Genomic DNA, 11,171 nt, shown 5'->3' with positions numbered 1-11,171 from the left:
CGCCACCTCGTCGCGGACTTGTTTCTTCTGCGCCGCGGTCATCGAGCCGGTGAGCAGGGCCACCCGGGTGGCCACCCCACCTTCGCTGTCCGCACCCCCGAGCTGACCGGCCATCGCCAAGGGGCCGAGCACGTCATTGATGGACCGGAGATGTTGGGCGGCAAGGACTTCCGTGGGTGGCCACCCGGGTGGCCCTGCTCACCGGCTCGATGACCGCGGCGCAGAAGAAACAAGTCCGCGACGAGGTGGCGAGCGGCCAGGCCGGCATCGTCGTGGGCACCCATGCGCTGTTGCAGGACGCGGTCGAATTCCAGAACCTGGGCATGGTGGTGGTCGACGAGCAACACCGTTTCGGGGTCGAACAGCGAGACCAGTTGCGGGCCAAGGCTCGTCCCGGTGTCACCCCGCACCTGCTGGTGATGACCGCGACGCCGATACCCCGCACGGTCGCGCTGACCGTCTACGGTGACCTGGAAACCTCCACCCTGCGCGAACTTCCGCGCGGGCGCCAGCCGATCACCAGCAATGTCATCTTCGTCCGGGACAAGCCCGCGTGGCTCGAGCGCGCCTGGCGGCGCATCACCGAAGAGGTCGCCGCCGGGCGTCAGGCCTATGTGGTGGCGCCCCGGATCGACGAGACCGACGAGCCGGAGAAGCAGGAGCAGGACGCCAGGCCGTCGGAAACCGCTGAGGGACTCTACGCCCGGCTGCGTGCGGGCGAGCTGGCGAACGTGCGCCTGGGTCTGATGCACGGGCGGTTGTCCGCCGAGGAGAAGGACGCCGCGATGGCGGCGTTTCGCGCCGGTGAGACCGATGTGCTGGTGTGCACCACGGTGATCGAGGTGGGCGTGGACGTCCCCAACGCCACGGTGATGCTCGTGATGGATGCCGACCGCTTCGGTATCAGCCAGCTGCATCAGCTGCGTGGCCGCATCGGCCGCGGCCAGCACCCGAGTTTGTGCCTGCTGGCCACCTGGGTCGCACCGGGGTCACCGGCGGGGCGGCGGCTCTCGGCCGTTGCCGCGACCCTGGACGGCTTCGCGCTCGCCGACCTGGACCTCAAGGAGCGCCGGGAGGGAGACGTGTTGGGCCGCAACCAGTCCGGCCGCGCGATCAACTTGCGGCTGCTGTCGCTAGCCGACCATCGCGACGTCATCGAGGCCGCGCGTGACTTCTGCGTCCGCAGTTATGCGGACAACCCCGCCAACCCCGAATTGGCTTTGCTGGCAGCGCCTTTCGTCACCACCGACCGGATCGAATACCTGGACAAGTCGTGACCGCCGGCGACGATGCAGTGGGGGCACCGCCCGCTTGCGGGGGACGAAGCGATGAGGAGCGGCGCTTGTGAACCGCAAGGTGTTGCTGTGGTTGTCCGCGGCCGCGGCGCTCGCCCTGCTGGTGGCCTACCAGACGGTCGGATCCTCGACGGCCCGGCACGCGAACGAATACGCCGCGCGCGCCGACGTCCCGACGGTGCAGCCGGGCACCGACGTGCTCGCGGGCGTCGCGGTGCTGCCGCTGCGCGCGCACCGCTACGACTACCGGCGCGCGGCGTTCGGCGACGCGTGGGACGACGACAACGACGCCCCGCTGGGGCACAACGGCTGCGACACCCGCGACGACATCCTGAACCGCGACCTCGTCGACAAGACCTACGTGTCGACCAAACGGTGCCCGGACGCGGTGGCCACCGGCACCCTGCACGATCCGTACACCAACCAGACGATCGCCTTCCAGCGGGGAGCCAAGGTCGGCGAGGCGGTACAGATCGACCACATCGTCCCGCTGGCCTACGCCTGGGACATGGGCGCCTACACCTGGCCGGCCGGGGAGCGGCTGCGGTTCGCCAACGATCCGGCCAACCTGCTGGCCGTCGACGGGCAGGCCAATCAGGACAAGGGCGACGCGCCGCCGGCGCAGTGGATGCCGCCGAACGCCGCGTTCGCCTGCCAGTACGCCATGCAGTTCATCGCGGTGCTGCGCGGCTACGCGCTGCCGGTGGATCAGGCGTCGACCGGGGTGCTCCGCCAGGCGGCGGCCACCTGTCCGGCGGGTTAGCTCAGACGCCCTCGAAGGTGTTGGGGTCCGGGCGCAGCCGGGTCCCGTCGTTGAGCCCGTTGATCGCGTCCATGTGCTCGGCGGCCAGCTCGAAATCGAACACGTCGAGGTTCCCGGCGATGTGCTCGGGGTTGGCGGACCGGAAGACCACCGCGTTGCCCAACTGCAGGTTCCACCGGAGCAGCACCTGAGCGGGCGTCTTGCCGTATTCGCCGGCGACCGAGGTCACCGTCGGGTTGTCCGTCAGCTTGCCCAGCGCCAGCGGCGTGTAGGCCTGGGTGACGACGTTGTGCTCCGCGTTGGTTTTGCGCGCGTCGGCCTGGTTGAGCAGCGGGTGCAGCTCGATCTGGTTGACCGCCGGGGTGACGAAGGTCAGGTCGATGACGTCGGTGACGTGCTGCTCGGTGAAGTTCGAAACGCCGATCGAGCGCGCGAGCCCGTTCCCGCGGCACTGGATCAGCCCGCCGAACGAGTTCACGTACTCACCGCGCGACGGCACCGGCCAGTGGATCAGGTACAGGTCGAGGTAATCCAGGCCGAGCCGCTCCAGGCTTTCCTTGCAGGCCTCCTCGGACCGCAGGAAACCGTGGTCGGCGGCGGACAGCTTGGTGGTGACGAACAGTTCGGCGCGCGGGATCCCGGAGGCCGCGATGGCACGGCCGACGGCGGCCTCGTTGCCGTAGGCCGAGGCGGTGTCGATCAGCCGGCAGCCCATCTCCAGCGCCGCGGACACGGCGCGTTCCGTCTCGTCATCGGACAAGTCCGCGACGCCCAAGCCCAGCACCGGCATCGTGTTTTCGTCATTAAGAGCTATCGAGGGCACGGCCGCGCCCGACTCGCCAGCCAATGTCATTCACCTGCCTGAAATTGAAGGTTCGTGGGCCCAACCGGGTGCTGTCATCGAGCGAGGCGATCGACGCCATTGAATCGGCGCTGAATGAAAGGCGCTGAGTTCGAAATCGAACACGTCGAAGCTGCTCGCAATCCGTGAGGCGGTTACCGGCTTGGGGATCACGATATTACCGAGCTGGAAAATACCACCTCAGCAACACCGGGCCGGGGCCCGGTGATACGGAACCCGGTCTTCTTTTTGGGATATTCGTCACCACGTAGAGTTGGTCTGATGACCAAGAGCGTGCCCGCGCCGGACCTCCATCTTGGCGTCAAACATCCACCCATGCGCCTGACCAGCCGCATGCAGGGCGCTGTGTCCACCTTCGGGGTCAAGGTCATTCCGTGGATCCCGACCCCCGCCAAGCGCGCGCTGTTCGGTGGCCGCTCCGTGACCATCGACGGCAACACGCTGGACGCCACGCTGCAGCTGATGCTCTCCGGCCTGCGCGCCGTCGGCATCGACGGCCTGGTGGTCGACGACGACGCGAGCGCGTCGCGCGCTCAGTTGCGTCAGATGCTGCTGGAGCTTCCCGGGCCGCAGATTCACGTCGACGTCCGTGACCTGACGCTGCCCGGACCGGCGGGTGACATTCCCGCGCGGCACTATCGACCCGCCAACGGCGCGTCCGCGCCCCTGCTGGTCTTCTACCACGGCGGTGGGTGGTCGATCGGCGACCTGGACTCCTACGACGCCCTGTGCCGGTTGACGTGCCGCGACGCCGGCATTCACGTGTTGTCCGTCGACTACCGGCTTGCCCCCGAGCATCCGGCGCCGGCCGCGGTCGAGGACGCGTACGCCGCCTTCCGGTGGGCCTACGAGCACGCCGGGGAACTCGGCGCCGCGCCCGGACGGGTCGCGGTCGGCGGGGACAGCGCGGGCGGCAACCTGGCGGCCGTCGTCTGCCAACAGGCGCGCGACGAGGGTGCGCCCGCCCCGGTGCTGCAGTGGCTGATCTACCCGCGGACCGATTTCAGCTCGCCGACCCGCTCGCTGGGCCTGTTCGCCCGCGGCTTCCTGCTGACCAAACGCGACATCGATTGGTTCGAGTCCCAGTACCTGCGCGGCTCGGGCATTGACCGGGCGGATCCGCGGGTGTCGCCGCTGCTGGCCGAGTCGCTGGCCGGGCTGGCGCCGGCCCTGATCGCGGTCGCCGGGTTCGACCCGCTGCGCGACGAAGGGGAGAGCTACGCGGCGGCGCTGCGGGCGGCCGGGACCGCGGTCGACCTGCGGTGCATGGGTTCGCTGACGCACGGCTTCATCAACTTGTTCCAGCTAGGCGGCGGCAGCGCCGCCGCGACCACGGAGTTGATCTCGGCCCTGCGGGCCCACCTGAGCCGGGTCTGATCTGTTGCGCGGTCGGCGCCGGTAATCTAGAGGCGCCCGACGACACCGATGACCGAAGGATCGCGCAACTGTGGCCGACAAATCCAAACCCCGCTTTGACATGAAGGCGGCCGACGGTAAATCGGGCCGGCTCGTGCAGATCGGCGGGACCGCCGTCGTCGTCATCTTCCTGGTGGCGCTGGTCTCCTACATCGTGGTCACCCACCACAAGAAGACGGCCGCCATCGGCGCGGGCGACACCGTTCGGGTGACGTCGAGCAAGCTGGTGACCCAGCCCGGGACCAACAACCCCAAGGCCGTGGTCACGTTCTACGAGGACTTCCTGTGCCCGGCCTGCGGCAACTTCGAGCGCACCTTCGGCCCGACGGTGTCCCGGCTCATCGACGTCGGCGCCATCGCGGCGGACTACTCGATGGTGTCGATCCTCGACAACGCCAGGAACCAGAACTACTCGTCGCGGGCGGGGGCCGCGGCCCTGTGCGTGGCCGACGAGTCGCTCGACGCGTTCCGCCGATTCCACACCGCGCTGTTCACCACGGACCTGCAGCCCAGCGAGCGCGGCAGCAGCTTCCCGGACAACGCCCGGTTGATCGAGATCGCCCGGGAGGCCGGCGCAGCGGGCAAGGTGCCCGACTGCATCAACAGCGGCAAGTACATCGCCAAGGTCACCGCTGAGGCGTCGGCCGCCAAGATCAACGCCACGCCGACCATCAAGATCAACGGCGACGACTACGACCCGTCGACGCCCGACGCGCTGGTGGCCAAGATCAAGAGCATCGTGGGCGACGTGCCCGGCATCGACGGCGCCACCGCCCCTCCGGCCACCTAACCGCCCGGTGTCAACCGAAGCCGCCGAGGAGACGGCGGAATCGCGTCAGGAAGAGCGCGTGCCGGCGGCCAGCGCGTGGTGGGTGCTGATCGCCGGCGTGATCGGCCTGGCCGCCTCCGCGACGCTGACCGTGGAGAAGATCGACCTCCTGCTCAACCCTGCGTACGTGCCGTCGTGCAACTTCAACCCGATCCTGTCGTGCGGGTCGGTAATGGTCACCCCGCAGGCGTCCGTGCTGGGCTTCCCCAACCCGCTGCTCGGCCTGGTGGCCTTCACCGTCGTGGTGATCACCGGACTGTTGGCGGTCACGAAAGTGCCCTTGCCGCAATGGTATTGGATCGGATTGACGATCGGGCTGCTGGCCGGCGCGGCGTTTGTGCACTGGTTGATCTACGAGAGCCTCTACACGATCGGCGCCTTGTGCCCGTACTGCATGGTCGTCTGGGCGGCCACCGTCACGCTGCTGGTGGTCGCCGCGTCGATCGCGTGGCGCCCGGCGCTGCAACGCCGGGGACACGGTGTGGCGTGGGTGCTGTACCAATGGCGGTGGTCGATCGTCGCGCTGTGGTTCACCGCGGTGTTCCTGCTGATCATGGCGCGGTTCTGGGACTATTGGTCGACCCTGCTGTAAGCGTGGGCAGGTGACCCGCATCATCGGCGGCGCCGCCGGCGGCAGGCGCATCGCCGTCCCGCCCCGCGGCACCCGGCCGACCACCGACCGGGTACGCGAGTCGCTGTTCAACATCCTGACTTCGCGAGCGGACCTGACGGGCGCCGCGGTGCTGGATCTCTACGCCGGTTCGGGCGCACTGGGATTGGAGGCGCTGTCGCGCGGCGCCGCCTCGGCGCTGTTCGTGGAGTCCGACCCGCGCAGCGCGTCGGTCATCACACGCAACATCGACGCCCTGGGCCTGGCCGGCGCGACGGTGCGCCGCGGCGCGGTCGCCACCGTGCTGGCCGCCGGGACCACGGACCCGGTCGACCTCGTGCTGGCCGACCCGCCCTACGAGGTCGCGGCCGCCGAGGTCCAGGCCATGATGGCGGCGCTGGTCACCCACGGCTGGGCGAGCTCCGGAACCGTCGCGGTGGTGGAGCGCGCGGCGGCCGGTGCGCCGCTGACCTGGCCGGCCGGCTGGTCCGCGTGGCCGCCCCGCGTGTACGGCGACACCCGGTTGGAGATGGCCGAGCGACTGTGAGGCCGGCGTGTAGCGTCTTCCGTCATGAGCGGCGCGGTATGCCCGGGATCGTTTGACCCAGTGACGTTGGGCCACATCGACGTCTTCGAACGGGCGTCGGCCCAGTTCGACGAGGTGGTGGTGGCGATCCTGACCAACCCCGCGAAAAAGGGGATGTTCGACCTCGACGAGCGCATCGCCATGATCAACGAGTCGACGACCCATCTGCCCAATCTGCGTGTCGAGGCCGGACAGGGTCTGGTGGTCGACTTCGTCCGGTCGCGGGGAATGACCGCCATCGTGAAGGGCCTGCGCACCGGCACCGACTTCGAATACGAGCTGCAGATGGCCCAGATGAACAAGCACATCGCCGGTGTCGACACCTTTTTCGTCGCGACGACGCCGCGGTACTCGTTCGTCTCGTCGTCGTTGGCCAAGGAGGTCGCGACGTTCGGCGGTGACGTGTCGCAGCTACTGCCCGAACCGGTCAACCGCCGCCTGCGCGAAAAGCTCGCCGGCCGCTCCTGACGAGTTCGGACGCGAGCGACGAAATCCGTTGTGCTGTCGCATGCTTGGCCGCCGCGGCCGCGCCGGCCCACGGGTATCGGGCCCGGCCCGACCGAACGGTTTTCCCGGACGCGACACCCGCAGGCTGGCGGACGAGATACGGTCGCTGAACCGCTCTGGGAGCGGGTGAGGAGATCCGGCGATGAGCCCAACCGAGCGCGACGTCGACATCGTCGTGTACGGCGCCACGGGATTTTCCGGTGAGTTGACGGCCCGCTACCTGGCCGGCGCGGCCGGTGCGGCGCGCGTCGCGCTGGCCGGTCGCTGCCACGACCGGCTGGCCGCCACCCGGGACGCGCTCGGTCCGGCCGCACGGGATTGGCCGTTGATCGTGGCCGACGTGTCGGACCGGTCGGCGCTGGACGCGATGGCGGCCCGCGCCCGGGTGGTTCTCACCACGGTCGGTCCCTACACCAATTACGGGCTGCCGGTGGTGGCGGCCTGCGCCAAGGCCGGGACGGACTACGCCGACCTGACCGGGGAGGTGATGTTCGTCCGCGACAGCATCGACCGATACCACCGGCGGGCCGTCGACACCGGCGCGCGGATCGTGGTCTCTTGCGGATTCGCCTCCCTGCCTTCGGATCTCAACGTCTATCAGCTGTACCGGCGGGCGGTCCGCGACGGCGCGGGGGAACTCTGCGACACCACCTTCGTGTTCCGCTCCTTCTTCCAGGGCGGCGGGTCGGGGGGCACGGTCGCCTCCGAATTCGAATCGATGCGCACGGCGTCCGGCGACCCCGAGGCCCGCCGGCTGATGAACGACCCGTATACCCTCACCACCGACCGACGGGCCGAGCCCGATCTCGGCCGGCAACGGGACTTCCCGTGGCGCCCGGGTGGCCGGATCGCGCCCGAGCTCGCCGGCTTCTGGCTGGCCCCGCTGGTGTGGGGCCCGCACAACACTCGAATAGTGCGACGCAGCAACGCATTACAACACTGGGCCTACGGCAGGCGGTTCCGTTATTCGGAAACCATGAGCCTCGGCCGGTCGTTCGCGGCGCCCGTCGCGTCCGCGGCGGTCGCGGGCGCGCTGGCGACCGGCTGGGCCGTCGGCATCAGGCACTTGAGGCGGGTCCCGCGGCAATGGCTGGCGCCGCTGGCGAAACCGGGCACCGGCCCCAATGAGGCGATGCGGGAGCGCGGCCACTACACGGTGGAGACGTACACGACGACGACCTCCGGCGCCCGCTACCTGGGCATCTTCGCCCAGCAGCGCGACGCGTACGACGCGACCGGAGTGCTGCTCGGCGAGAGCGGCCTCGCGCTGGCGCTCGACCGTGATCGACTCAGCGACCTGACGGGAGTGCTCACCCCGGCGGCGGCGATGGGCGATGCGCTGCTGGCCCGGCTGCCGGCCGCCGGGGTGTCGATGCACACCATCCGGCTGAGCTGAGTCAGGATGCCGCGCTGCGGGCGGCCAGCCGATCGGCGAGCGATCCGGCGAAGATCCGGGTCTGCTCCAACTGGTAGGGCTGGACGTTGGTCGCCGGAATGCGCACGCCGAAATACCGGTTTCGGTATCGGCCCGACCGCAGGTAGCTCATCAGCGAGAGCCCGGAGGTGACCTGGCCGCCCAGGTATTCGAAATGAACACCGCCCAGGTACCGGCCGCCCTGCTTCTCGCCGAGCTTGCGGATCGCCGCGAAATTGCCGCGCCAATAGCGACGGCAGACGGCGAACGCCGCAAAGGGCTTGCCGGCGAGCAGCTTTCGAGCCTCGTCGGACTTCAGGAAGGTCCGCATCGGCATGTTCATCGTGAACCACCATGTCGAGGACCCGATGCAGATCAGGTCGTAGCTGGCGTTTCGCACCTCGTCGGGGGTTTCGATCTCTCCCGTCGCGCGCCGCAGCTGGGCGGGCAGGACGCTGAGGAGGTCGAGCGCCGCGTGCCGCAGCGGGAAGAAGGTGAACCGGTGGGCATACCGCCGATCGGTGAAGGTGATCGCGGCGCGGTGCACCTCCCACCCGCGCTCGCCGAACACCTCACCCGCCGCCTCGAGCACGGCGAGTACCTGGCCGGTGAACGTGTAGTAGAGGAGCAGGACGCGGGGCCGGGGGCCTTCGGTCGACAGGTCGGTCATCTTCCAGCCACTCCTTCTCGACCGTTGCCGATCGCTTCGGAGCATCATCGCCCTGGATGCCGTTGCAGGCAATCGGGCTAGGGATGTTGCTGGCCGTGTTCGTGGTGGCACTCGTGCTCGGCGTCGGGGGAGCCACCCATCATCCGCAGCATCGGCATGCCGCCGGAGGTGACGAACCGGATGACCAGCACCGCCGCGACGGCCAGGAAGGCGATGTTGAGCCACGTCGTGTAGTTCCAGGAGATGGCCGCCTCCATGACGGTCGCGTTGCGCTGGGTGGGAATGAGTTTGGTTGCGCCGAAAAGCAATTCGACGAGGTAGCCGGCGGCCACCATCGAGGCGTAGAACGTGCCCAGCAGGGTCAGCATCATCTTGGTGCCGTAGTACTTACGGTAAATGTTCAGGATCGGCAGGATGAGCAGGTCCGCGTAGATGAACGCGATGACACCGCCGAAGCTGATGCCGCCGTTCCACAGCACCGCGGCCAGCGGCACATTGCCGATCGAGCAGACGAAGGAGACGATCGCCACGACCGGTCCCACGATCGGTCCCCATAGTGCCGACAGCCCCGGGTCGTCGGCCAAGAAGAAGCCACGCCAGAACGCCTCGGGCACCCACGCCGCGATCGCGCCCGCGATCAATAGGCCCAGAACAAGATCCCGCAGGATCGCCAGCCACTCCATCACGAACACGTGCGAGACCGAGGTGAAGCCCTCACCGGAGAACAGCCGTCGCCAGAACGAGCCCTCCTTTTGGATCGACATGTCCATGGCCGCGTGGCCCTCCATCGATCCGGCGATGCCCCGCTCGGCCTGTGCGCGCGCGGCGTCGATCAGGCGTGACCGCACGAACAACCGGAACAACACCGCCAGCACCACGATCATCAGCGGGCCGCCGACGAACTCCGCGGCGGTGAACTGCCAGCCCATCAGCAGCGCCAGGATGATGCCCAACTCGATGACCAGGTTGGTCGAGCCGATCTCGAAGGCCATCGCGGCGGTAAAGCTGGCGCCTTTGCGGAAGAGCGACCGGGCCAGGGCGACCGCGGCGTAGGAGCACGAGGACGACGCCGCACCGAGCCCGGCGGCCACGGCCAGGGTGCGCGGCCGGTCGTCGCCCAGCAGGGAGACGATCGTCGAGCGTCGCACCACGGCCTGCACCACCGCCGACAGGGCGAAGCCCAGGATCAGCGCCCACAGAATTTCCCACGTCATCGACCCGGCAACCGCCAACGCGTGCCCGACCGCCTCCAGCGCCGTGTGTGTCACTTGGTCCCCGCTTCGTGGCTCGGATCCTCCCACGCACGGTATACCCCAAGGGGGTATTTGGCAACCGGTGGGCCGGCCCGGGGCTTCGCCGAAACAGCAGGTCACCGGCGCGCGGCGGGGCGTTGTCGGCCGAAATCCCCTATTCGACCCACCGCGATTGCTTCGAGCGTCTAAGCTTGGCGCTTCGTTGGGTTCCGCGTCGAAACCCGCTCGGGTTGGGGGGCGCGAGCGACGCTGCGCTGCGCCCTCTCAATTGCACTGAGCCGGTGATCCTCGCAGCATTGCCGGTCGGCCCGAGACGAGGTTGAACGGCGATGGAACCACGCGTCACCCCCATTGCGGTCATCGGGATGGGATGCCGGCTTCCGGGCGGGATCGACTCACCCGAGGCGTTCTGGCAAGCGTTGCTGCGCGGCGACGATCTGGTGACCGAGATCCCCCCCGACCGGTGGGACGTCGAGGACCACTACGACCCCGAGCGCGGCGTGCACGGCCGGTCCGTGTCGCGGTGGGGCGGCTTCATCGATGACGCCGGCGGTTTCGACGCGTCCTTCTTCGGCTTCGGCGAACGCGAAGCGACCGCGATCGATCCGCAGCACCGCGTGCTGCTGGAGACGTCGTGGGAGGCGATCGAGCACGCGGGCATCGCGCCGCCGTCGCTGAGCGGCTCGCGCACCGGTGTGTTCGTGGGGATGTGCCAGCAGGACTACACGCTGATGAGCGGCGACGCGGGCGTGATGGAGGACGCCTACGGCTACACGTGCACCCCGTTCAGCATGGCCTCCGGCCGGATCGCCTACGGGTTGGGTTTGGTGGGCCCGGCCATCACGCTCGACACCTCATGCTCGTCCGGCCTGCTCGCCGTCCACCTGGCGTGCGCGAGCCTGAACACCGGCGAGAGCGATCTCGCACTGGCCGGTGGCGCCATGCTGGTGCTGGATCCGCGGGTGT

11 protein-coding genes and 4 pseudogenes are annotated in these 11,171 nt (G+C 68.9%); 10 read left to right on the top strand and 5 right to left on the bottom strand.

The window, feature by feature from the left end:
- Positions 1 to 177 (bottom strand): annotated as a pseudogene (locus A5681_RS27820) (hypothetical protein); the annotation flags it as partial.
- Between the two features lie 2 nt (positions 178 to 179).
- Between A5681_RS27820 and A5681_RS18840 the strand changes: the two are divergent.
- The 3 genes and pseudogenes from A5681_RS18840 to A5681_RS18835 all read left to right on the top strand — a co-directional run.
- Positions 180 to 1,277, top strand: a pseudogene (locus A5681_RS18840) (helicase-related protein); the annotation flags it as partial.
- 2 nt (positions 1,278 to 1,279) lie between these two features.
- Positions 1,280 to 1,348 (top strand): annotated as a pseudogene (locus tag A5681_RS28200) (hypothetical protein); the annotation flags it as partial.
- On the top strand, positions 1,345 to 2,058 hold the full coding sequence (locus A5681_RS18835) for an HNH endonuclease family protein (RefSeq protein WP_067278375.1): 714 nt from the start codon (positions 1,345 to 1,347) through the stop codon (positions 2,056 to 2,058). The pseudogene A5681_RS28200 and the gene A5681_RS18835, both read left to right, overlap by 4 nt.
- Position 2,059: 1 nt before the next feature.
- On the opposite strand, the gene A5681_RS18830 is transcribed toward A5681_RS18835, so the two are convergent.
- On the bottom strand, positions 2,060 to 2,905 hold the full coding sequence (locus A5681_RS18830) for an aldo/keto reductase (protein WP_156738054.1): 846 nt from the start codon (positions 2,903 to 2,905) through the stop codon (positions 2,060 to 2,062).
- Positions 2,862 to 3,119, bottom strand: a pseudogene (locus A5681_RS26685) (hypothetical protein); the annotation flags it as partial. The gene A5681_RS18830 and the pseudogene A5681_RS26685, both read right to left, overlap by 44 nt.
- A 62-nt stretch (positions 3,120 to 3,181) precedes the next feature.
- On the opposite strand from A5681_RS26685, the gene A5681_RS18825 reads away from it, so the two are divergent.
- From A5681_RS18825 to A5681_RS18800, 6 genes are all read left to right on the top strand, one after another.
- The gene (locus tag A5681_RS18825; protein WP_067278368.1) at positions 3,182 to 4,297 is read left to right on the top strand and encodes an alpha/beta hydrolase; all 1,116 of its coding nucleotides are present in this window, start codon (positions 3,182 to 3,184) and stop codon (positions 4,295 to 4,297) included.
- A gap of 70 nt (positions 4,298 to 4,367) precedes the next feature.
- A complete protein-coding gene (locus tag A5681_RS18820) occupies positions 4,368 to 5,126 on the top strand; it encodes a DsbA family protein (protein WP_067278365.1) in 759 nt (252 codons plus the stop codon).
- A 7-nt stretch (positions 5,127 to 5,133) separates the two neighbouring features.
- Positions 5,134 to 5,757, top strand: a complete 624-nt coding sequence (locus A5681_RS18815; protein WP_067278362.1) for a vitamin K epoxide reductase family protein — start codon at positions 5,134 to 5,136, stop codon at positions 5,755 to 5,757.
- Between the two features lie 10 nt (positions 5,758 to 5,767).
- Complete coding sequence (rsmD, locus tag A5681_RS18810) at positions 5,768 to 6,322, top strand: 16S rRNA (guanine(966)-N(2))-methyltransferase RsmD (RefSeq protein ID WP_067278358.1); 555 nt, start codon at positions 5,768 to 5,770, stop codon at positions 6,320 to 6,322.
- A 24-nt stretch (positions 6,323 to 6,346) separates the two neighbouring features.
- Entirely contained in the window at positions 6,347 to 6,829 is a 483-nt protein-coding gene (coaD, locus tag A5681_RS18805) for a pantetheine-phosphate adenylyltransferase (RefSeq protein ID WP_067278354.1), read from the top strand.
- A 181-nt stretch (positions 6,830 to 7,010) separates the two neighbouring features.
- Positions 7,011 to 8,264, top strand: coding sequence for a saccharopine dehydrogenase family protein (locus A5681_RS18800; protein WP_067278351.1), 1,254 nt, complete (start codon positions 7,011 to 7,013; stop codon positions 8,262 to 8,264).
- A 1-nt stretch (position 8,265) separates the two neighbouring features.
- Here A5681_RS18800 and A5681_RS18795 read toward each other — a convergent pair whose 3' ends face one another.
- Positions 8,266 to 8,952 carry a flavodoxin family protein gene (locus A5681_RS18795; protein ID WP_067278348.1) on the bottom strand — a complete coding sequence of 229 codons (687 nt, stop codon included), beginning with the start codon at positions 8,950 to 8,952 and terminating at the stop codon, positions 8,266 to 8,268.
- Between the two features lie 77 nt (positions 8,953 to 9,029).
- Complete coding sequence (locus A5681_RS18790; RefSeq protein ID WP_419866338.1) at positions 9,030 to 10,253, bottom strand: permease; 1,224 nt, start codon at positions 10,251 to 10,253, stop codon at positions 9,030 to 9,032.
- 281 nt (positions 10,254 to 10,534) lie between these two features.
- Here A5681_RS18790 and A5681_RS18785 point away from each other — a divergent pair.
- A partial coding sequence (locus A5681_RS18785) for a beta-ketoacyl synthase N-terminal-like domain-containing protein (RefSeq protein ID WP_067278344.1) occupies positions 10,535 to 11,171 on the top strand: 637 nt, incomplete at its 3' end.

The sequence above is a fragment of the Mycobacterium scrofulaceum genome (assembly GCF_001667885.1).
Taxonomy (GTDB): domain Bacteria; phylum Actinomycetota; class Actinomycetes; order Mycobacteriales; family Mycobacteriaceae; genus Mycobacterium; species Mycobacterium scrofulaceum_C.
Note: the sequence above shows the minus strand (reverse complement) of the source record. Positions and strands in the feature narration are given on the sequence as shown.